The organism is Nitrosomonas sp., assembly GCF_021731985.1.
In the GTDB taxonomy this organism is placed as follows: Bacteria; Pseudomonadota; Gammaproteobacteria; order Burkholderiales; family Nitrosomonadaceae; genus Nitrosomonas.
Genome location: NZ_JAKFWH010000052.1, coordinates 1 through 22753 on the forward strand (window position 1 = coordinate 1; position 22753 = coordinate 22753).

A 22753-nucleotide genomic window follows, 5' to 3' on the forward strand; every position below is an offset into this window, starting at 1 on the left:
GTCAGGCAGAGACCAATAAAATTCTCGGCAGAAGTAACCGGCAAATTCCTGTTGATGGTATCTGCGTGCGTGTCGGCGCGATGCGATGCCATAGTCAGGCTTTGACGATCAAATTAAAACAAGATGTTCCATTAGATGAAATTGAAGGAATCATCGCTGGCTCGAATGATTGGGTGCAAATTGTTCCCAATGATAGAGCAGCAACAACCTCAAGATTAACACCCACAGCAGTAACAGGTTCTCTATCGATACCTGTAGGACGTTTGCGGAAACTGGCGATGGGTGGAGAATATTTATCTGTTTTTACAGTAGGCGATCAATTGCTCTGGGGTGCTGCGGAGCCGCTACGGAGAATGTTGCGTATACTGATTGAGCATTAAGTATGTTCATTGTTTCGTTCTCTTAAAGATTTTAGCTGATGATCGGTTTGTTTAAAATGAATTAGCCTGCAATTTGGGGCATAATAGCAGCTTGCGTGATTACGCTACAATGCTAGCCTTTCGATATTTATTTTCAAAAACCAGAGAGGGTACCTCGGTGTATAAAACATCTTTTAGAGTAAGCTGGTTCGTAATCATTCTGATATTACCATGCGCTGTTATTCAGGCGGCGGGACTCGGTAAACTGACACTCAATTCAGCGTTGGGACAACCCCTAAATGCTGAAATCGATATCGTTGCCACCAACAGTGATGAAGTGCAGTCTCTAAAAGCCAGTATCGCAACGCGAGAGGCATATGCTCAAGCAGGTATCAATTATGAGGCTATCCTGTCGTCTGTCAAAGCTTCCGTAGAGTCAAGGACTAATGGCAATCTCTATATCAGGTTGACTTCGCCGCAAGCTGTTAATGATCCCTTCTTAATGATTCTGATGGAGTTAAATTGGACTTCAGGGCGTATATTGCGCGAATATACCGTCTTACTTGATCCGGTTGAAGTGAATACACAGAATCTAGCTGCAGCGAACAGTAATCCTGCCCCGGTAATAACCGCATCGAGACTAGATGCTGAAAAATCTCCTGACATTGGAAAAAATAATCAAGCGGCAAGCTTGGCTAAATCAAAAAACGGCCCTTCTAGTCAAACGAAAAAAACCTATGGACCGGTGAATCGGGGAGATACCCTATCGTCTATTGCCCGGCAGGTTTTACCAGCTGGGGTCGATCTTAATCAGATGCTTGTAGCACTTTATCGTGCGAATCGTGATGCTTTTATTGCCGACAACATGAATTTGCTCAGGACTGGTGTCGTTCTTAAGATACCCGATAAAAGTGAAATAACGACCATTGATACATCAACGGCAAAGGCCGAAATTAAGACCCAGATTGGGGATTGGCGTAATTATCAAGGAAAGCTTGCGACGATCAGCAGAGAAACACCGGCATCTCACACAATCAGTCAATCGGATCAAGGTCAAATCACGGCCAGTATTGATAAAAAATCTATTTCTGCATCCGGAGCCCCTAAAGAAGTTTTGAAACTATCAAGTGGCGCTCAGTTGCTTGATAAAAATGGTCAGATTGCTGAATCTACTTTGGTAGATCGTCTCCGGATGATGGAAGAAGATGCTATCGCACGAAATCTTGCTTTGCAGGAAGCCAATCAGCGTGTGGCGATGCTGGAGAAAAGCATTGAAAATATGAAGCAATTACTGGAATTGAAGGATTCCGTTTTAGCTCAGGCACAAATTAAAGCGGAGTCTGTTACAAGGCAACCAGAAGTGCGTTCACCTGTGACGGTTAACGCGTTAACAGAAAAAGATCCAAAGCTAGGTATGGATTCCCCGCGGGTGCAAGAAGCTCCGGTGATTCAACCTGCCACTGAAGCAATTATACAGAATACAACAGTTAGTTCACTGCAATCACCTGAAACTACGGAACGATCATTGACCGATCAACTATTTGATTATATCGAATATATTGGTGCAGCCTTGATTCTAGTATTGTTACTCACTTTGCTGATTCTTAAGCGACGTCGAGATCAGTTAAAAGCTGATGTGGAAGAAGATGATACAACGAAAGAAGACTTTTCTTCATCGATGCGGTCGCGGATGGCTTCAATGGCGGCTGCCCAGACTGCTATGCCTCCGGCTGATACGAACCAGTCTGTATCAGAGGAAACGGAAGATGATCTAACCTATGAGAACATCAATGTTTATTCTGGAACTGAAGAACAGGATGAAACTTTTGATAAAGAGACGGCTTCTTACGAAGAAGATGCTGAACACGTTGAGAAATTTGACTCAGAAATAGCGTCTATTTCTGAACCTCGGGTTGAAGATGGGTTGTTGCCTGATAATTTACAGCAGGATGTTGGTACAGATAAGAATGGTTCCGCAGAATTTGCCAATGAAATAGATTTTGATTTGAGCGATGAAACCGACGAAGGTAAAAAGAATTTAGCTTTGGATCAAACCCTCTCAGCAGATGGTTCTATGGAAGAAGGTGTTGAGTTCCCCGATGATTCCAAAAGTTTGAAAGAAACCAATGTTTCCGATTATGCATTGGAGATTAATTTTGATGAATCAGAGCAGCCTTTAGATTCTGTAAACTCCAGTGATGAAGCTGTAGAAAAGGATAAGGAGGGGGTCGATTTTGAACTTGCTAATTCAGATATCGATTTGACGGAAGAAGAATCTGCAAATGAAATTGAAATTCCCAAGATGACTGATGAATCCAGTTCCTTTGAAAGCAATGCGGAAAGATCCCGCTTAGCCGATGAGCCTTTGGAATTTGACCAATCTCAGGAGATTGCATCGGATACGATGGAATCAGAGTCATTGTCGAAGATGCCTGAGCTCGAATTAGCCGATATTAATTTGGATCTTGAAGATACCAATCCGATGGACGAGAAAGTTGAAAAGGCGGATTTAAGTGATACGGGTGAGGAATGGCAGGAAGTTGAAACCAAACTCGATTTGGCAAAAGCTTATCTGGAAATGGATGATAAAGAAGGTGCCAAAGAAATGCTCGAAGAAGTAGTACGCGACGGTGATACAAAACAACAGAAAGCTGCGAAGAAAATGCTGAAAAGCCTTTAACAAGCATTGAAAAACTATCTGCGTTGCCGCTGCGGTGTTAAAAAGAAGCTCAAAATGCTCATTTATCATACATAAACTGCGCTTTTTCGCCTGTTTTTGCCTTGTATCGGCTGCCTCGAATACATTTTTCAACGGCCTTTTAGCGATATCGGTTGGTCACATAGCAATATTGGACATTGATCCATTTGGAATGGCGGTTTTTTCTTCGTGCGCATAATTCTTGTCTTAGAATATGACGGCAGCCGGTATTGCGGATGGCAAAGTCAGCCGGCAGGGTGTTCGATTCAGGATGCGCTTGAGACAGCCTTATCTCGGATAGCAAAAGAAGCAATTCGCGTCACTACCGCTGGACGCACCGATGCGGGGGTTCATGCACTTTATCAGGTGGTGCATTTTGATACGCTTGTACAACGCCCTATCAGTGCATGGATACGTGGGGTGAATGCGTTATTGCCAGGGGATATAGCGATACTGTGGGCAGCCAAAGCATCAGAAAAATTTCATGCAAGATACAGTGCAATTGAGCGGCGTTACATTTATTTGCTATTAAATCATCCTGTTAGACCTGGAATTCATAATAAAAAAGTAGGGTGGTATCATCAACCGCTTGCGTTGGAGAAAATGCAAACTGCAGGTGACATCTTGATCGGCGAACATGATTTTTCCTCGTTCCGATCGGCCGAATGCCAGGCAAAATCCCCTATTCGGACAATGACTCAATTGAACATCACACGCCACGGAAATTTATTGATTTTTGAACTGCGCGCCAATGCGTTCCTGCAGCACATGGTAAGAAATATTATCGGTTGCCTTGTATATATTGGTAAAGGAAAGTATTCTGCTGAGTGGATGTATGAGTTGCTGGGAAGTCGCAATCGGATATACGCAGCACCAACTTTCTCTCCTGCAGGGCTGTATCTGGCGGGTGTGAAATATGATTGCGGCTGGCGCATGCCGGAATTAGCTGAAGTGCCAATTATTTCAGGACTATCCACTCGTAATTAAGTACACAAAAAAGACTATTGATTATTATGTCAGTGCGCGTGAAAGTATGTGGAATTACCCGTTGTGAAGATGCGCAAACGGCGATTCAATTGGGTGTCGACGCAATTGGTTTTGTTTTTTGGCCGCAAAGTGCACGCTATATTGATCCGGATTCGGCACGCCGGATTTCGGCAAATATACCGCCATTTGTTTGTACTGTAGGTGTGTATGTCGATCCTGATGCTGCTTGGGTTGAAGAAACCAGTAAAGTTGCCAAATTAAATCTGCTCCAATTTCATGGTGATGAAACACCGGAATTTTGTAATCAATTTTCTCAGCCTTATATTAAGGCGATTAGAGTAAAACAAGACACAGATTTGCTACAATACGCTGAAAGATATAAGACTGCAAAAGCATTATTGCTGGATACTTATGCTGCAGATATGCCTGGGGGCACGGGGCATACTTTTAATTGGGAGCTTATTCCCAAATATCTGCCATTGCCGCTTATCCTTTCTGGTGGTTTAAATCCAAATAATGTGGCAATGGCAATTAAGCAGACTCAGCCGTGGGCGGTTGATGTTTCAAGCGGTGTGGAAGCTTCAAAAGGTATTAAAGATGAAAAAAAAATTTTTTCTTTCATGCAAGGAGTTAGACAATTGTGAGTGCTTATGATCTCCCCAGTAAAAATGGTCACTTTGGACCTTATGGAGGCATATTTGTTGCTGAAACGTTAATTTCGGCACTTGAGGATTTACGCAAGCAGTATGAATTTTATCGTGACGACCCGGATTTTCAGGCAGAGTTTGCCTATGAATTAAAACATTATGTAGGACGCCCCAGTCCAATCTATCATGCCAAAAGATGGTCTGAGCATTTGGGTGGTGCGCAAATACTGTTGAAACGTGAAGATTTGAATCATACCGGCGCGCATAAAATAAACAATACAATCGGCCAAGCATTGCTAGCCCGGCGCATGGGTAAAAAACGTGTCATTGCCGAGACGGGTGCCGGCCAACATGGTGTGGCCAGTGCGACAGTGGCGGCGCGGTATGGGATGGAATGCGTTGTTTATATGGGCTCTGAAGATATTAGACGGCAAGCTACCAATGTCTATCGCATGAAGCTCTTGGGTGCAACAGTGGTACCGGTAGAATCGGGATCTCGAACATTAAAAGATGCGCTAAATGAGGCAATGCGTGACTGGGTTACTAATGTTGAGAACACTTTTTATATCATTGGCACAGTCGCTGGACCGCACCCCTATCCGATGATGGTCAGGGATTTTCAGGCGATTATAGGAAAAGAAGCTAAGGTGCAGATGCAAGAGGATTTTAGTCGGCAACCGGATGCGCTCATTGCTTGTGTCGGTGGGGGATCAAATGCAATCGGGTTATTCTATCCGTATATTGATGATGTGAATGTCCGGTTGATTGGTGTGGAAGCAGCGGGAAAAGGTATTGATACCAACCAGCATGCAGCGACCTTATCAACGGGTAGGCCCGGAGTATTACATGGAAACCGTACCTATCTCATCCAGGATGAAAATGGTCAGATTATTGAGACACATTCTATATCAGCAGGTCTTGATTACCCTGGCGTTGGGCCGGAACATGCTTGGCTGAAAGATTGCGGGCGTGCAGAATATGTTGCAATTACCGATGATGAAGCGCTAGAGGCATTTCATACGCTCTGTCGTTATGAAGGCATAATGCCAGCGCTGGAATCAAGTCATGCTCTGGCTTATGCTGCCAAATACGCGTCTACATTACCGAAAGACAAATTGTTGCTGGTTAATCTATCCGGTCGAGGTGACAAGGATATGGCGACTGTTGCGCAAATGTCTGGGTTAACGCTCTAGCATTTCGATAATCAGTGTTGTGTATTTGTAATTTTCCGAAAAGAATTGAGAGCGGATTGAGCCAATGAGCCTAGATAGTATTAAAAATTTAATGAATTTTTTTAGTGAACAAAGTGATACTAAAAAAATAAATCGTATTGCTAAAACATTTGCTGCATTAAAAAAACAAAATCGAAAAGCTTTAATTCCATTTATCACGGCGGGCGATCCCAATCCGGAAATTACGGTCCAGTTAATGCATCAGCTGGTTCAATCAGGCGCTGACATCATAGAATTAGGCATACCGTTTTCAGATCCGATGGCAGATGGACCTACGATACAGAGATCTTCGGAGCGTGCTTTAAAACATCATGTGAGTCTGAATAGTGTGCTGGATATGGTAGCCGAATTCAGAAAAACGGATACGGATACACCCGTTGTTTTGATGGGATATGCAAATCCTATTGAAGCATTGGGTTATGAATTGTTTGCAGTCAAAGCAAAAAATTGTGGTATCGATGGTATTCTAATCGTTGACTATCCACCTGAAGAATCGGGTGAGTGGGTGCAATGCTTGGATCAGCATGGGATTGATGCAATCTTCTTACTATCTCCTACAACGCCTCAGGAACGTATTGAGCAAGTGGCAAAAATGGCTAAAGGCTATATTTACTACGTTTCGTTGAAGGGCGTAACCGGTGCATCACACCTTGATCTTCAAGAAGTGAGCGTTATGTTGAAGCAACTGCGCCAGTATATTTCGCTACCGATTGGCGTTGGGTTCGGTATTCGTGATGGCGCAACAGCTAAAGCAGTAGCCGGTCTGGCAGACGCTGTGGTAGTCGGTAGTCGAATTATAGAAGAAATTGAGAAATTTGGTGGCGAGGAACTACTACATAATGTAGGAAACTTGTTAAGTACGTTACGCAAAGCCATCGATGAAAATTAAAGCAATATTCAACCTACAGTTTAGGAAACGATACTCATGAGTTGGTTTCAGAATATTATTCCACCAAAAATTAAAAGAAAAGAAACCGGCGAAAAGAAAATTGTTCCAGAAGGTTTGTGGAGTAAATGTAGTACCTGTGAAGCCGTTTTATATTACACGGATTTGGCTAAGAATCTGAATGTTTGTCCTAAATGTGATTATCATAATCGTATTTCTGCAAGAAATCGCCTTGATTTGTTGCTTGATCCCGATGGCCGGAATGAGATTGGTGCTGAGGTGATTGCCACTGATGCGCTTAAGTTCAAAGATAGTAAACGCTATGTAGATCGATTAGCGCAAGCAAAGGAAAGCACTGATGAAGATGATTCTTTGGTGGTAATGCGAGGAACCATCAAGACTGTCCCGGTAGTCGTCGCTGTATTTGAATTTGGTTTTATGGGCGGCTCGATGGGTTCTGTTGTCGGTGAGCGATTTGTACGCGGTGTTAGAACGTGTATTAATCAACACTTACCATTTATATGTTTTAGTGCCAGTGGCGGCGCACGCATGCAGGAGGGTTTGTTTTCATTGATGCAAATGGCTAAAACAACCGCTGCACTGACACGACTAAGCCATAACAAATTACCTTTTATCTCAGTATTGACAGATCCAACCATGGGTGGTGTTTCAGCAAGCTTCGCCTTTATTGGTGATGTGGTCATTGCCGAGCCCGGTGCACTTATCGGATTTGCCGGCCCGCGCGTTATTGAGCAGACAGTGCGTCAAACACTTCCCGAAGGCTTCCAGCGGGCTGAATTCTTATTGCAGCATGGCGCGATTGATATGATTGTGGATCGAAGACAAATGCGCGATAAGCTTGTCAATCTTTGTACACAACTGATGCGTGTGCCTGCGCCCATATCCTAGTTAAAGTAGTCCATACTTCAACATGTTGCTATTGTAGGATAACTAGTGGTTCATATTACATGAATGCACCAAGTAGAGAATCTGACTCACTCGTCGACTGGTTAACTTATCTTGAAGCGCTTCATCCAAAAACCATAGAAATGGGATTGGATCGTGTGAATCAGGTCAGACTGGAACTTGGATTGGTGCCTACATTTCCTATTATTCTAGTTGGTGGTACAAACGGTAAAGGTTCCGTGTGTGCGATGCTTGAATCGATATTGTGTTGTGCTGGTTATCAAGTGGGTTGCTATACTTCACCCCATTTACTTCACTATAACGAGCGTGTTCGTATCGACAAAAAAGAGGTTGATGATGAAAGACTTTGCTACGCATTTGCACAAATAAATGCCGCAAGAGAAAATTGTCAGACTTCTTTAACTTTTTTCGAATTTGGTACGTTGACTGCGATGTATTTGTTTATTAAGGCTCAAGTTGATGTGGCAATTTTGGAGGTGGGTTTGGGCGGTCGGCTTGATGCTGTCAATATATTTGATGCGGATTGTTCAATTTTAACCAGCATTGATTTGGATCATATGGATTACCTTGGGGATACGAGGGAAAAGATAGGATTTGAGAAAGCCGCTATTTTTAGAAAAAACAAGCCAGCTATTTGTGCGGAAATTGACTTGCCCGATTCGATTAATCAACAAGTTGAAAATATTGGTGCAAATTTTTTTCAATTTAAAAAAGCATTTGGTTTTTCAAAGAAGGATACGCAGTGGGATTTTTGGGGACCAAAGGGTTGGCGATATTCTCTCCCTTTGCCCGCTTTGCGCGGTGAGAAACAGCTGCAAAACGCGAGTACTTGCTTAGCTGCACTAGACGCGCTAAATGAATCGTTGCCTGTCAGTATGAATGACGTACGTCAAGGGTTAACGGAGGCTGTCATACCAGGCCGATTTCAGGTTGTTTCAACGCAACCCATGATAATTCTAGATGTGGCACATAATCCGGCTGCAGCGTCTGTTTTGTCTGAAAACTTGGTTGCGACAAAACTGGCTGGCTATACCTACGCTGTATTTGCTATGCTGCAGGATAAAGACATTTTTGGAGTGATTCAGGAATTAAGAAATAATATTGATTTTTGGCTGGTGCCATCAATTCATACTCCTCGTGCCGCTACCGCTGATTATTTAATCAATGAGATTCATAAAGCCGGTATTTCAAATAACAAGAACGTCATTTATAAGTTTCCAGATTGTGTGGCGGCTTTTGTTTTTGCCTGTGAACAAGCAACTAAAAATGATAGAATCTGCATATTCGGATCTTTCTATACGGTGGGTGACGTGTTGCGTTATTTAAACACGCTTCATAGCAAGTAATAATTGGATATTTCAAATGACTAAAAATATCAGTGAAGAAGAATTATTACTACGAAAACGCGCGAGAAGACGTTTGGTTGGCGCTATCGTTCTAGTTCTCATTTCGGTACTTGTGTTACCGATTATTTTTGATGAGCCAAAATCCGAGAATGAAAAACATGAAATTGCCATTAATTTGCCAGTACCTAGTAACAGCAGTAAAAATAGTTTTGTACCCAAAGTAGATCCATCAGGCCGGGTATCTATTAATGGCGTAGATGCATCACCCGAATTACAGAGTAAACCTAAGGCTACTCTTCAGAGCACCGAGGAAATCATCGAAGTATCCGGTGAACAGAAACGCACTCCGATTCCAGGCATTAAACCGAAAATTGATAAATATCCCGTTGAAGTAAAAAACACGAATGCTACAAATATTGCAGCAGCAACAGTTGCGGCGACAACGCCTGCGACAGCTACTTCAGCTACTAATACAACTGCAGATACGACCAAGGGATTCGTCGTACAGCTAGGCGCATTTTCTGATCAATTGAAAGCAAAGCAGCAACAGGCAAATTTGGTGTCAAATGGATTTAAGGCCTATACTGAAACACTTAAAATTGATAGTAATGAAGTGACACGTGTGCGTATTGGTCCTTTTATGACCCGAAGCGCTGCAGAGAATGAATTAAAGAAGCTAAAGAAGATCGGATTAGATGGGGTAGTGGCGCCAAGATGATTGTGAAGTCTGATGAGAATCCCAGCTTCCATCTTTCTCAACCCTTGAGTTAACTTTAATTTATAGTGCTTAATCACAAGAACTGTATTAATTCTAACCGATGACTGTTTTTGATTATGTTGTATCAGGCATTTTTCTTGTATCGATAGCTCTCAGTATTATTCGAGGATTTGTTCGTGAAGCACTGTCTGTTGCTGGTTGGATAGTTGCTTTTATAGTAGCTAGCGCGTATGCATCATTTTTTGAACAATTTCTGCCTGCTGAAATAACAGGTGAAACACTCCGGATTTCTATTGCATTTGTTTTGGCATTTCTTTCCGTATTACTTATTACTGCTCTGGCAACAATGTTGCTGTCGGTTCTAATTAAAGGTATTGGATTAGGGTTTATTGATCGATTGCTTGGTTCTGTATTTGGCTTTATCAGAGCACTTGTTATTGTAATGTTACTGGTTCTGATCGCTGGACTAACAACGATTCCTAACCAAGTATTCTGGCAGCAAGCTGTTTTCAGCCGTCCGCTGGAAGCGATTGCAATACAAATTTTACCTTGGTTGCCAAATGATCTGTCAAAGCGTATCAGCTACGAAAGAAAAGAAAATTCTTAATATGATTCACTACGCTTGCACTTGTATGATTATGATTCCATTTATTAAATATTTTAAATCTACATATTTGAGCTGATTAGAGCAAATCTTACGGAATAATTTCTATGTGTGGAATTCTCGGCATTGTTGCAAAATCGCCAGCTAATCAATTGCTTTATGATGGTTTATTAATGCTTCAGCATCGTGGTCAAGATGCAAGTGGTATAGTAACTGCACAAGGCAATACTTTTCATATGCACAAAGGCCTTGGATTGGTGCGTGATGTGTTTCGTACCCGGGATATGCGAGCGTTAGCAGGTAATATCGGTATTGGCCATGTGCGCTATCCCACAGCCGGATCTGCCAATTCCTCAGCAGAGGCACAACCTTTTTATGTGAATTCGCCTTTTGGTATTGTACTGAGCCATAATGGAAATTTGACAAATGCAGAGGAACTTAGCCAGGAATTGTTTAGGGCTGACTTAAGGCATGTCAATACGAACTCAGATACTGAAGTTCTGCTGAATGTTCTTGCACATGAATTACAGGAAAGTACGCGTAATTGCCAACTTGATCCGGCCACAATCTTTACTGCTGTATCGGGCGTACATAAACGTTGCAAAGGTGCCTATGCTGTTATAGCCATGATTGCCGGATACGGGTTGTTAGCTTTCCGCGATCCCTATGGCATACGCCCGCTAGTTTTTGGTACGGTTGAGAGTGAAAATGGGCACGAGTACCTGATTGCATCAGAAAGTGTTGCTCTCGATACATTGGGCTTTAAACTGATACGCGATGTGGCGCCAGGAGAAGCTATTTTTATTGATGAAACTGGAAATTTTTACAATAAACAATGTGCAACCAATTATTCGCTGAATCCTTGTATTTTTGAATATGTATACCTGGCTCGGCCTGATTCCGTGATCGATGGTATTTCGGTCTATGAAACACGATTGAATATGGGCGAGCATCTCGCTGAAAAAATTAGAGAATCAATGCATCATCTGGATATTGATGTGGTAATTCCGATACCTGATTCAAGCCGACCGAGCGCCTTGCAACTCGCCAATCAATTGGGGGTTAATTTTCGCGAAGGTTTTGTTAAGAATCGTTATGTCGGTCGTACCTTTATCATGCCGGGTCAACAACAACGACGTAAATCGGTGCGTCAGAAACTCAATGCAATCGGTATAGAATTCCGTGGCAAAAATGTTTTATTGGTTGATGACTCAATTGTCCGCGGCACGACAAGTCGCGAGATCGTGCAGATGGCACGTGAGGCTGGTGCACATAAAATTTATTTTGCGTCTGCCGCCCCCCCAGTGAGATACCCCAATGTGTACGGTATAGATATGCCCACGCGCCAAGAATTGATAGCAACCGATCGCGATACAGAGGAAATTTGCCGTGAAATTGGTGCCGATTATCTGATTTATCAAGATCTGGAAGCACTCAGCCGCGCTATCTCAAAAATATCTCCCACTTTAAAAAATTTTGAGACGTCATGCTTTGATGGGAAATATATTACAGGCGATGTAACAACAGAATATTTACGCACCATTGAGTTACAACGAAATTCCAGCCAATCTTTTTTGCAAACCAGATCCAATACACAACTTGATTTAAGTTTGGTTTTTTCTGATTAGTAATTTCTTTTTAGATTTAATTGATTACACTTTCCCATGTTTACAACAATCAGGTCAATAGTAGTGAATACTAAAATATTTCCAGATTGTTAACATTTCTACGTTTTTGCTTGAGGTTTTATATACATGTCTGATCATTTACAACCAGAGACGCTTGCACTCCATACCGGTATTCATCGTAGTCAGTTTAATGAACATTCCGAGGCAATGTATTTAACATCAAGTTTTGTCTTTGATAGCGCCGCTCAGGCAGCTGCGCGCTTTTCCGGGAGTGAGCCGGGGAATATTTATGCCCGGTTTACCAATCCGACTGTAACTGCATTCGAAGAGCGGCTTGCGGTGCTGGAAGGCGCAGAAACATGTATTGCAACTTCTTCCGGTATGTCAGCAATACTTGCATGCGTAATGGGATTACTCTCTGCCGGTGATCATATCGTCGCGTCGCGCAGCTTATTCGGTGCCACTGTCAATTTATTCAACAACATATTGAAGCGATTTAATATCGATACCACGTTTGTATCGGCTACGGATGTTAATTCATGGGAAACTGCAATACAGCCTAACACCAAGCTATTTTTTCTGGAAACGCCGTCCAATCCATTAACGGAAATTTCAGATATCGCTGAATTATCAAGAGTTGCCAGAAAGGCTGGTATTTGGCTAGTCGTCGATAATTGTTTTTGTACACCCATTCTGCAAAAACCGCTTGAGCTGGGTGCTGATATTGTCATACATTCTGCAACCAAGTATTTGGATGGGCAAGGTAGGGTATTGGGGGGCGCCGTGTTAGGTAACCAGGAATTGCTAATGGATGGCGGTATATATGGGTTTTTGCGTACAGCCGGACCAACGCTCAGCGCATTCAATGCATGGGTTATATTGAAAGGTCTGGAAACACTCAAAATACGCGTGGAGGCACATGCCGGTAATGCCCTGAGAATGGCCCAGTGGCTGGAGTCCAAACCGGATGTGACCCGTGTATTTTATCCTGGCTTAATGTCCCATCCGCAATATGAGTTGGCAAAACGTCAACAGAAATCAGGTGGCGGTATTGTCACATTTGAGGTGAAAGGCGGCAAAGAAGCGGCTTGGCGTGTTATTGATTCGACACGTCTGATATCGATTACTGCTAATCTGGGCGATGCTAAGAGCACACTGACACATCCCGCAACAACAACTCATGCTCGTATTAGTCAAGAAGCACGGGATGCCGCTGGCATATCCGATGGGTTGCTACGCATCGCAGTGGGGTTAGAAGCGGTACAAGATCTTCAGGATGATCTGGCACGAGGGTTGTCGTAAAAAGCACGATTGTAAGTACATGTTTAACGTACACTCAAAAATGCTTTTTGCTACTTGCCAGTGATTAAATTACTTCAGCTTTCTGAATAATAACATCTTCGAGCGGGACATTTTGGTGGCCAGCAGAATCTCCGGTTTTAACTTTCTTAATTTTATCAACAATATCTTGACCTTCAATCACTTTTCCGAACACACAGTAACCATAGCCTTGCGATGATGGGGATTTATAATTTAAGAACCCATTGCTGGCCACATTAATAAAAAATTGCGCGGTTGCAGAATGCACGTCAGCACTACGTGCCATCGCGATGGTATAAGTATCATTCTTGAGTCCATTTGCAGCCTCGTTTTGAATGGGTGCTTGCGTGGTTTTTTGTTTCATACCGGACTCAAATCCGCCACCCTGAATCATAAAATCATCAATGACACGATGAAATAATGTGTTGTCATAAAATCCACTGGTAACATAACTTAAAAAGTTCTGTACAGTTTCAGGCGCTTTCTCACTATCCAGTTCAAGTGTTATTACACCAAAATTAGTTTGTAATCTGACCATATCAATCCTTTGTGGGTTTGTGATTCCTGTTATTGAGGGTTCTGTTTCTCAGGAACAGGTAATTTAATAATTTCTTCGATAATTACGCTATTTTTTGGCACATCTCCTGGAAAAGGGCCGCCTGACCCAGTTGGTGTGGATGCGATCTTATTCACAATTTCCATGCCGGTAATTACTTTGCCAAATACAGTGTATCCATAACCGCTTTGGCTGGGTGCTTTATAATTAAGGAATCCATTATTCGCGACATTGATAAAAAATTGCGCAGAAGCAGAATGCGGGTCCGATGTGCGCGCCATTGCTATGGTTCCAATTTCATTCTTTAAACCATTGGCAGCCTCATTCTGAATCGGTGGTCTGGCCGGTTTCTGATTGAAAGTAGTATCGAATCCGCCGCCTTGAATCATAAAACCGGATATCACACGGTGGAACAGCGTATTTTTATAGAAACCCTCTTCAACATATTGCAGAAAATTTTCAACTGTTTTGGGTGCTTTGTCTGGGTAAAGCTCGAGTACAACATTCCCAATATTCGTTTTCATTTCAACTCGTATGTCTGCGGCATTAACACCCAGGTTTATCGAAATTAAAAACAGAAAAATCAAAATCTGGCAGAGTCGCATAGTTATCCTATTAGTTATAAACGAGGGTAAGAGTTTCATATTTACAATATGCTATACTCATTGGCTATTTATTTCCTGATTCACTCATCAAGAACATCCGAATTCTATCAAGAAGATAGTCGACTCTACAATTTTATCTGTTGGCCTTATGCTTAAAATTTATAACTCAATCGCCCGGGAAAAACAAGACTTTGTTCCCATTATACCTGGAGAAGTAAAAATATATGTTTGCGGCATGACCGTTTATGATTTCTGTCATTTAGGGCATGCGCGGGTTCTGGTTGTTTTCGACACGATTGTCCGCTGGTTTAAGGCGAATGATTTTGATGTCAGCTATGTACGGAATATTACCGATATCGACGACAAAATTATCAAACGCGCGCAAGAAAACAATGAATCAATCGAAACACTGACACATCGTTTTATTCAAGCCATGAATGAAGATTCTTCAGCGCTAGGCGTTTCATCACCGACCTTTGAACCGCGTGCAACGGGATATGTCGAAAACATGGTCCGTATGATCGGCACCTTGATTGAAAAGAATCTTGCCTATCAGGCAAGTAATGGTGATGTTTATTATGCTGTGCACAACTTTCCAAGTTACGGAAAACTTTCCGGAAAATCTCTGAATGATCTGCGTGCCGGAGAACGCGTAGAAATTGATTCGAATAAAAAGGACCCATTGGATTTTGTGCTGTGGAAATCGGCCAAGCCGGCAGAGCCGTCTTGGGAATCTCCTTGGGGAAGGGGACGTCCAGGCTGGCACATTGAGTGCTCGGCAATGAGTGAACAACTATTGGGCGTGCATTTTGATATTCATGGCGGAGGACAGGATCTGCAATTTCCACATCATGAAAATGAAATTGCCCAAAGTGAAGGTGCGCATGATCATCCATTTGTTAATTACTGGATGCATAATGGATTTGTGCGCGTTGATAATGAAAAGATGTCAAAGTCTTTAGGTAATTTTTTTACGGTTCGCGAAATACTGAAACATTATCAACCTGAGGTGGTGCGTTTCTTTATTTTACGTGCACAATACCGCAGCCCATTAAATTATTCTGATCAGCATCTCAAAGATACAAAACTTGCACTGGATCGTCTATATATTGCACTCAAGGAAGTAAGACCGGTTGATATGCCGACGATCGATTGGAATAATCTTCATGCGCAGAGATTTAAAACTGCAATGAATGATGACTTTAATACACCGGAAGCAATTGCAGTATTGTTTGAGCTTGCCAGTGACATCAATAAAACGGGCTCAGAAGAGAATGCGGGATTACTAAAAGGACTGGGTAATTTATTGGGTTTGTTGCAACAGAATCCGCGAGATTATTTGCAAAATAAAGTTGTAACTAGTGAATTGGATTCTTTAACGCAAGATGAGATTGAACAGTTGATTCAGCAACGGATAAGCGCACGCAAAGAAGGCCGGTATTCCGATGCCGATGCAATCCGTAAAAATCTTCTGGAAAAAGGCATCATTCTTGAGGACAATCCACAGGGTACAACCTGGCGGCGCTCATAAAAATTCGTAATTCAGGCGATCTATATTTTCCATAGATACAGCGTAGAATTTGAAAAATCATCGAGTTGGATACTTTTATGCGGTGTGATGCCAGGGATCATGAAAGTATTGCTGATGAGTAGGCTGCCCGGACGCATCTCCTTAATCGCTTTGTGCCAAAGCGACTCCATAGGAACCGGCGACAGATAGGCATAGACAACATCATATTTTGAGAAATCGTATTCCCAGAAATCCCCCCAAAATACTTTACAGGTTGAGGCGCAAAATAGATTTCTTAGTTTACTGATTAAGAATGGCAAAGGTGCCGATTCAATGCCGTGGAATATGCCATTTCTGTGGGTGTTCGCCAGATTCTTCACTAAGCCGCCGCAGCCGCTTCCTAGATCAACAAAAGAAAATTGCCCTTGCTCAGGTAATAGTGCTTCCAGTGCATGATTTACCCTTTTACTTGAAAGATAAAGCGGTACTTGGGTTTTATAAGTTTTTCCATAAATTAATAATAAGCAGAGAAAAAATCCCAGAAACCAAGTTGAAGAAATATTTAACGCCAGTGTAGTGATAGCCAGAGGAATGAATGCTAGGTGAATCGAAATCCACCATACCGGCATCCTCATGGAATAACTGATCAATCCGGCCAATAATCCCTGCACTAGGCCCCATTCGAATAGGCTCAATGCAATGGCTGATTGCACTACTATAAAAGAACCAACCGACACTAGGGTGGTTATTTGAATAAGCAGCGCGATAACGACTGGATGGAGGTGTTTTAACATTTAGGATTGGTAGTGTTATAAGGAGCTATTTTCTGGGCTCTGTAATAATTCTTTATTGGGCTCATCTTGCATATCAATATCGAGTGTGTGCTTATCCATCGTGATGGATTTCTCAGCTCTCTCATTCATAACCACGATACTGATCCGGCGATTAATGGGGTTGAGCGGGGCATCCTTATCAAATAACACGGCAGAAGATAAACCGATGACTTGTAGAACCTTGCTCGTATCCATGCCACCAACAATCAGCTCTCGCCGGGAAGCATTCGCACGATCGGCCGATAACTCCCAATTGCTGTAACCCTTGTCTCCGGTTGGAAATGGTTTTCCATCCGTATGCCCGGAGAGGCTGATTTTGTTTTCGACATCGTTGAGCATTTTACCAATTTCGCGCAGAATGGTTTTTGTATAGGGTTGCAATTCGGCTTTTCCCGATGCAAACATAGGACGATTTTGTTCATCGACAATTTGAATCCTTAGTCCATCTGATGTGATATCCAGTAAAAGTTGGTTTGCAAATTTCTTTAATGATGGGTTGGCTTCAACCGCATCTTCTATTTTCTTTTTTAGCCCTTCAAGCTTGATCAATTCGGCGCGTTCCTTGATGATTTTTTTGGCTTTTTTATCTTCTTCCGCTGTACTTTTCTGTACTTGACCTTGCTGACGTGTCAAATCGGTTCCACCTCCTTTAATTAAACTGCTGCTTTCGCCAACGGATGATCCACCCATCAGGGCAACTTTTAACGGTGTTTTAAAATGTTCAGAAATGCCTTCCAATTGACTCTTGGTAGATGATCCCAGTAACCACATTAATAAAAAGAATGCCATCATAGCGGTGACAAAGTCAGCATAAGCAATTTTCCAGGCACCACCATGGTGGCCACCCGCTACCTTCTTAATCCGCTTGATGACAATCGGGCGCTGTGAAAGATCATCGGCCATAACTATTCTCGCAATTCAAATGGGAAATCTTTGTGGAAAAACTACTTCGTTTTGCTCTGTTTGACATGTTCTTCCAACTCAAGGAAAGATGGTCTCTCGGTCGTGAACAAGACTTTTCGGCCAAATTCAATTGCAAGAACCGGGGAATAGCCATTTAAATTGGCTAGCAGTGTGATTTTTATACACTCAAATAGCTTACTGGATTCATGCAAACCATGTTCAAGTTTTCCGGCGAGCGGGCTGACAAATCCGTAAGCCAGTAAAATTCCAAGAAATGTGCCCACCAACGCCGCAGCAATCAAAATTCCCAATTCTGCTGGTGGAAGATGAACTGATTCCATGGTGTGTACCACCCCCATCACAGCAGCCACAATGCCAAAAGCAGGTAATCCATCGCCCAGTTTAGCGACCACGTGTATGGGGACTTCACCCTCTTGGTGATGCGTCTCCAGCTCACTATCCATTAAACTCTCAATTTCCAAAGAATTGAGATTGCCGCCGACCATTAACCTTAAATAGTCCGTGATAAATTCTGTGATATGGTGATCAGCCAAAATATCGGGGTATTTCGTAAAGATAGGACTGCTGGCTGGATCGTCCACGTCTCCTTCAATGGACATTAATCCTTCTTTACGGATTTTTCCGAGTATTTCATAGAGCAATGTCATTAAATCCATATAAAGCGCTTTGGTGTATTTGGAGCCTTTGAAAACAGTAGGTAGCGCTTTTAGAGTGGCTTTAATGGCTTTATTCGAATTGCCAACCACTAAAGCCCCTAGAGCACCACCACCAATCATAAGCACCTCAACGGGTTGCCACAAAGAAGCGAGATGACCACCCGCTAATGCAAAACCGCCAAATACAGAAATAATAATGATGAGATAACCAACAGAAACTAGCATTACGGTAACTCCTTAGAATGTGATTATGCAATCTATCGACGGCAGATTCTGAAGTGAGAAGTTAGCATATGGCTAGAAAATTCATTTCTGGAGATAAGGCTAGTTTTCCCTGTATTTTCTGGATTTCTAGTATTTCCGGTATTTTCTTTGCCGGTACAAATAATGAATGGCGCATGGGACAGGAAGCTTGGGCATTGTTTAGGAGTGGTGCGGAAGCAATTGCTCTTTGGAGTGGTTTTTCCCGGTTGTCAGGAGAGGGGAACTTGCTGATGTTGCTTAATTTCTTCTTGTTGTTGTAACTCCCACATATGCGCATAAGTGCCGTTGGCTGCCAGTAGTTGCGTATGGGAGCCGCGTTCAATGATGCGGCCATGATCCATCACCAGAATTTGATCGGCATCGGCGATGGTGGAAAGCCGGTGGGCAATGGTTAATGTGGTGCGGTTTTTTGCGATGCGTTTTAATTCTGCTTGTATGCGTTTTTCGGATTTTGAATCCAGTGCCGATGTCGCTTCATCAAAAATCAGTATTTCCGGATTCTTCAGAATAGTGCGAGCGATAGCCACACGTTGTTTTTCACCCCCGGACAGTTTCAAACCACGTTCGCCGACAAGCGTTGCATATTTTTCCGGTAGACTTTCAATAAAATCATGAATATGTGCTGATCGGGCTGCCGCGTAGATCTCTTCTTGCGTTGCATTCGGTCGCCCATAAGCAATGTTGTAAAAAATGCTGTCGTTAAATAACACCGTATCTTGCGGAACGATACCCATGGATGCCCGCAGGCTTTGCTGGGTGACATCCCGGATATCCTGATTATTGATAAGAATGGAACCCGATTGCACGTCATAAAAACGGAACAGTAAGCGTGCGAGCGTGGATTTCCCCGAGCCGCTTTGGCCTACCACCGCAATGTTTTGACCAGCTGGAATATCAAAGCTGACGTCAAACAGTATCTGACGGTTGGATTCATAATTAAAATTAACCTGGCTAAAGCGGATAGCTGGATTTTGCGCATTGAGTATTTGGGCATCCGGTTTATCCTGAATTTCCTTATTTTCATCCAATAGCGTGAACATGCGCTCCATATCAGCCAAAGAATGCTTGATTTCACGATAAACAAAACCCAGAAAATGCAATGGCATGTAAAGTTGCAACATAAAGGCATTGATCAGCACCAGATCACCTAGGGTCATGCTGCCCTCGACGACTTTATCGGCGGCCAGCAGCATTAAAAATGTGACGCCCGCAGCGATGATGGCGCTTTGTCCGGCATTCAATGTTGCCAGTGAAGTCTGGTTGCGGACAGCGGCTTTTTCCCAGGATTGCAGATGCTCATCGTAACGGCGCGCTTCCCAGGCTTCATTGCCAAAATATTTTACCGTTTCGTAATTCAGCAAGCTGTCTATTGCCTGGGTATTGGCTTTTGAATCCATGTTGTTCATGGTGCGGCGAAAAATCATGCGCCATTCGGTAACGATCAGCGTTAAGGTAATATAGGCCAATAGGGTCAAGAAAATGATGATGGAAAACCAGATGTCGTACTTGCTGAGTAATATGGCGAGCACCAGGCTGATTTCCAGCAAGGTAGGCAAGATATTGAACAGCATAAAATTTAGCAGGAATGAAATGCCGCGCGTACCACGCTCAATATCGCGCGAAACCCCGCCGGTTTGACGCTCCAGGTGGAAGCGCAAAGACAATGTATGCAAATGCATAAATACTTTGTTCGCAACCCGGCGGATCGCGCGTTGCGTTACTTTGGCGAAGATTGCGTCGCGCAATTCCCCGAATAAGGTACTACACAGGCGTAAGACGCCATAGCTAACCAATAAAAAAACCGGTAGTACCAACATGGCACGCGGTTGATCTAAGGCATCGACAATTTCCTTTAAAACCAGGGGCACCGAAACATTGGCGAGTTTAGCCAATACCAACAGACTAAGTGCCAGGACAACTCTGACTTTGAATTCCCATAAATAGGGCAGCAGAGCGGCAATCGTTTTCAAATTGTTGCGTGTGGCTGCAGGTTTCTCAAGTCGAGTGGGGCGCATCGGGATCGATTAAAAGATACAGATTAAAGTAGTAAATAACTGATCGAACATCCCAACAAAGCAGCCACTCCCAACCAACACCAGAGCAACATGAGTTTTCCGGGACGATGCTCGTCAGGTATGCTTTTATTAAACATCGCCTGCATGTTCAGTATTGCCAGAATGGGCGCCGCAACAAAAGCAATCACGGTGGCAATTTTTACCATTTCCCGCATGGAGGTCATATAAAAGAACAGTATTAATAATGTGCCGGTGATGATAACGAATAACCAGATTAAATAAGTTCTCTCATTATTGCGATGCTTAATTTGTTGAGGGAACAACAATTCAAGCGAAGCACTAATAGTACGCGGAAAAGCATCTAGTACGGTCAGTGTGGTGCTAAACATGGTGGCCAGTGCGGCAATGGCAACAACAGGATAAGCCCATGGTCCCAGGGCTTGTTCATACATATTCATCAACTGGCCTGCAAATGCAGCGCCTCCGGGTGCAAATGTTTCATCACTGCCATACATGACGAGTGCACCTAGTAATAAGAAGCATATCGCCAGGAATGCGGTTCCGATATAGCCGACTCTGAAATCGAATAAGGTTTCTTTCATGCTGGTTATCTTACCGTCGCTTTCATTCTTGCTTTTTGACCAGATGGAATGCCACACGGAAAGATCCAGCGGCGCAGGCATCCAACCAAGGAATGTTGCTAAAAATATTAAATGTGCGGTATCAGAAAAAGAGAAAAAAACAGTTGCCGTTTTATGATGTCCTGGATTATCGAACAACAACATGATCACGGCAGCAACAGAAGTTATCGTGAGTACCAGGATGATGACTTTCATCAATTTATCTAACAATACATAGTGACCGCTCACCAGTAATGTGAAGGAAAACAGGAGTAATGCACTGCTGATGATCAATGCTACTATCTGCGGATCATGTCCGCCAAGTCCTTCCAGTCCAAAAATATGCGTTATCAAACCGGAAGTAACTACAGTAATAGCCGCTTGAACGATAAACATGGTGGCTATCGTCATGAGCAGGTATAACCAAACGGCCCATTTCCCGAGTTTCATATAGCCGTGTAATATGTTTTGCCCCGTCGCAGCGGTATAGCGCGGTCCAAATTCAAAGAAAGGATACTTAACCAGATGGATGATAATGATAGCAATTATCAGATCAAATCCAAACATTCCACCCGCCTGCGTGGATTGCACCAAATGCGACACACCGACAGCGGCACCTGCATACAATAATCCAGGACCCAAACGTGAGATAAAATGATTAAAAAGTTTGTAGAGTGACATGGTTCTTATTTCTTAGGGATATCGTATTATTAAACCGGTTTTTTATTTTTCCAACAAAACCACGGTAATTGTTTTCTTGCCCTCTTGAGTTCCTGCGGCAACGGCGGTAAGGTAACACAAGTATTGATATCCTTTGTGCTGATTTGTTGGAAGTAAGCAGAATGGTCACCACACCGGAATTTTAGAATGCGCTACGAGATCAATTATGGAAATTACCTGCTATCGAGATCCTGAAATCAGCCGGGAAGCGCGTCATTTGCCGGCGAGTATTTATAATCTGGCAATTACCTTATTAGCACGCTGTCCTACCGAACATTTATTTGTTCCCATTCGCAGCATGCAGTATATGGCGATTATTGATCGTGAAGAGTTCGTGTTTATCGATGGAGAGCGTAAATGCTGGATTGATATTGCGTGGCGTAATTTTAAGCCGCAAGTCCGGGATGCGCTGGATCAACCGGTTGCCTACGAAGCCGTTTATTACCGTGCGAACCTGTCAGCCAGCATGTCACGATTACAAAGTGAGTTTCCGGCTGCCTTGCAGGCGCTGGTTAACAAAACAAAGCTGGATGGCCCAGCCCGGATTATCCATTTCCCAGCAAAAAATTAACCTGATTAGAAAGATTGTTCAGCCAAACCCGATTTTTTCTATTATAAGGTGCATACTGACCCAAGCGAACCCGCCAACAAAGAGGAACTGCCATGGCCATGAACCGTATCCAATTCCAAGTAGGCTT

General features: G+C 43.0%; 22 protein-coding genes. 15 read left to right on the forward strand and 7 right to left on the reverse strand.

Translation table 11 applies throughout. The features are described from left to right. From QZ942_RS06545 to QZ942_RS06600, 12 genes are all read left to right on the forward strand, one after another. On the forward strand, positions 1-380 hold a 380-nt coding region (locus tag QZ942_RS06545; RefSeq protein ID WP_292993884.1), incomplete at its 5' end, for an aspartate-semialdehyde dehydrogenase. Positions 381-1050: 670 nt separating this feature from the next. Then, positions 1051-3039, forward strand: a complete 1989-nt coding sequence (locus QZ942_RS06550) for a FimV/HubP family polar landmark protein (protein WP_292993885.1) — start codon at positions 1051-1053, stop codon at positions 3037-3039. Between the two features lie 207 nt (positions 3040-3246). Then, positions 3247-4044 carry a tRNA pseudouridine(38-40) synthase TruA gene (gene truA, locus QZ942_RS06555; protein ID WP_292993886.1) on the forward strand — a complete coding sequence of 266 codons (798 nt, stop codon included), beginning with the start codon at positions 3247-3249 and terminating at the stop codon, positions 4042-4044. Positions 4045-4070: 26 nt separating this feature from the next. Next, a complete protein-coding gene (locus QZ942_RS06560; protein WP_292993887.1) occupies positions 4071-4688 on the forward strand; it encodes a phosphoribosylanthranilate isomerase in 618 nt (205 codons plus the stop codon). Continuing rightward, positions 4685-5884: a tryptophan synthase subunit beta gene (trpB, locus tag QZ942_RS06565; protein ID WP_292993888.1), complete on the forward strand. Its 1200-nt coding sequence runs from the start codon at positions 4685-4687 to the stop codon at positions 5882-5884. The genes QZ942_RS06560 and trpB overlap by 4 nt, the downstream gene beginning before the upstream one ends. Positions 5885-6011: 127 nt before the next feature. Continuing rightward, complete coding sequence (gene trpA, locus QZ942_RS06570) at positions 6012-6812, forward strand: tryptophan synthase subunit alpha (protein ID WP_292993910.1); 801 nt, start codon at positions 6012-6014, stop codon at positions 6810-6812. Positions 6813-6848: 36 nt separating this feature from the next. After that, the gene (gene accD / locus QZ942_RS06575) at positions 6849-7718 is read left to right on the forward strand and encodes an acetyl-CoA carboxylase, carboxyltransferase subunit beta (protein ID WP_292993889.1); all 870 of its coding nucleotides are present in this window, start codon (positions 6849-6851) and stop codon (positions 7716-7718) included. A 59-nt stretch (positions 7719-7777) separates the two neighbouring features. Beyond that, positions 7778-9082, forward strand: a complete 1305-nt coding sequence (folC, locus tag QZ942_RS06580) for a bifunctional tetrahydrofolate synthase/dihydrofolate synthase (RefSeq protein ID WP_292993890.1) — start codon at positions 7778-7780, stop codon at positions 9080-9082. 16 nt (positions 9083-9098) lie between these two features. Next, positions 9099-9800 (forward strand): SPOR domain-containing protein, encoded by a 702-nt coding sequence (locus QZ942_RS06585; protein ID WP_292993891.1) that lies wholly within the window; start codon positions 9099-9101, stop codon positions 9798-9800. Positions 9801-9900: 100 nt separating this feature from the next. Further along, positions 9901-10407: a CvpA family protein gene (locus QZ942_RS06590; protein WP_292993892.1), complete on the forward strand. Its 507-nt coding sequence runs from the start codon at positions 9901-9903 to the stop codon at positions 10405-10407. A 104-nt stretch (positions 10408-10511) separates the two neighbouring features. After that, a complete protein-coding gene (purF, locus tag QZ942_RS06595) occupies positions 10512-12032 on the forward strand; it encodes an amidophosphoribosyltransferase (RefSeq protein WP_292993893.1) in 1521 nt (506 codons plus the stop codon). Between the two features lie 126 nt (positions 12033-12158). Then, a complete protein-coding gene (locus QZ942_RS06600) occupies positions 12159-13334 on the forward strand; it encodes an O-succinylhomoserine sulfhydrylase (protein ID WP_292993894.1) in 1176 nt (391 codons plus the stop codon). Between the two features lie 64 nt (positions 13335-13398). Here the strand turns inward: QZ942_RS06600 and QZ942_RS06605 are convergent, their stop codons facing one another. Continuing rightward, the gene (locus QZ942_RS06605) at positions 13399-13890 is read right to left on the reverse strand and encodes a peptidylprolyl isomerase (RefSeq protein ID WP_292993895.1); all 492 of its coding nucleotides are present in this window, start codon (positions 13888-13890) and stop codon (positions 13399-13401) included. Between the two features lie 29 nt (positions 13891-13919). Continuing rightward, complete coding sequence (locus QZ942_RS06610) at positions 13920-14513, reverse strand: peptidylprolyl isomerase (RefSeq protein ID WP_292993896.1); 594 nt, start codon at positions 14511-14513, stop codon at positions 13920-13922. A 148-nt stretch (positions 14514-14661) separates the two neighbouring features. On the opposite strand from QZ942_RS06610, the gene cysS reads away from it, so the two are divergent. Further along, the gene (cysS, locus tag QZ942_RS06615) at positions 14662-16044 is read left to right on the forward strand and encodes a cysteine--tRNA ligase (RefSeq protein WP_292993897.1); all 1383 of its coding nucleotides are present in this window, start codon (positions 14662-14664) and stop codon (positions 16042-16044) included. 20 nt (positions 16045-16064) lie between these two features. Here cysS and QZ942_RS06620 read toward each other — a convergent pair whose 3' ends face one another. From QZ942_RS06620 to motA, 3 genes are read right to left on the reverse strand one after another with little or no spacing between them, the layout of a single operon-like run. After that, positions 16065-16817, reverse strand: a complete 753-nt coding sequence (locus QZ942_RS06620) for a class I SAM-dependent methyltransferase (RefSeq protein WP_292993898.1) — start codon at positions 16815-16817, stop codon at positions 16065-16067. Between the two features lie 15 nt (positions 16818-16832). Further along, the gene (motB, locus tag QZ942_RS06625) at positions 16833-17759 is read right to left on the reverse strand and encodes a flagellar motor protein MotB (RefSeq protein ID WP_292993899.1); all 927 of its coding nucleotides are present in this window, start codon (positions 17757-17759) and stop codon (positions 16833-16835) included. 41 nt (positions 17760-17800) lie between these two features. Further along, the gene (motA, locus tag QZ942_RS06630) at positions 17801-18661 is read right to left on the reverse strand and encodes a flagellar motor stator protein MotA (RefSeq protein ID WP_292993900.1); all 861 of its coding nucleotides are present in this window, start codon (positions 18659-18661) and stop codon (positions 17801-17803) included. Between the two features lie 68 nt (positions 18662-18729). Here motA and QZ942_RS06635 point away from each other — a divergent pair, with 68 nt between their 5' ends. Continuing rightward, positions 18730-18960 (forward strand): hypothetical protein, encoded by a 231-nt coding sequence (locus QZ942_RS06635; protein ID WP_292993902.1) that lies wholly within the window; start codon positions 18730-18732, stop codon positions 18958-18960. On the opposite strand, the gene QZ942_RS06640 is transcribed toward QZ942_RS06635, so the two are convergent. After that, complete coding sequence (locus QZ942_RS06640) at positions 18910-20715, reverse strand: ABC transporter ATP-binding protein/permease (protein ID WP_292993904.1); 1806 nt, start codon at positions 20713-20715, stop codon at positions 18910-18912. The genes QZ942_RS06635 and QZ942_RS06640 overlap by 51 nt on opposite strands. A gap of 23 nt (positions 20716-20738) precedes the next feature. Next, the gene (locus QZ942_RS06645) at positions 20739-22016 is read right to left on the reverse strand and encodes a divalent metal cation transporter (protein WP_292993906.1); all 1278 of its coding nucleotides are present in this window, start codon (positions 22014-22016) and stop codon (positions 20739-20741) included. Between the two features lie 205 nt (positions 22017-22221). On the opposite strand from QZ942_RS06645, the gene QZ942_RS06650 reads away from it, so the two are divergent. After that, complete coding sequence (locus tag QZ942_RS06650; protein ID WP_292993908.1) at positions 22222-22626, forward strand: hypothetical protein; 405 nt, start codon at positions 22222-22224, stop codon at positions 22624-22626. Positions 22627-22753 lie beyond the last annotated feature (127 nt).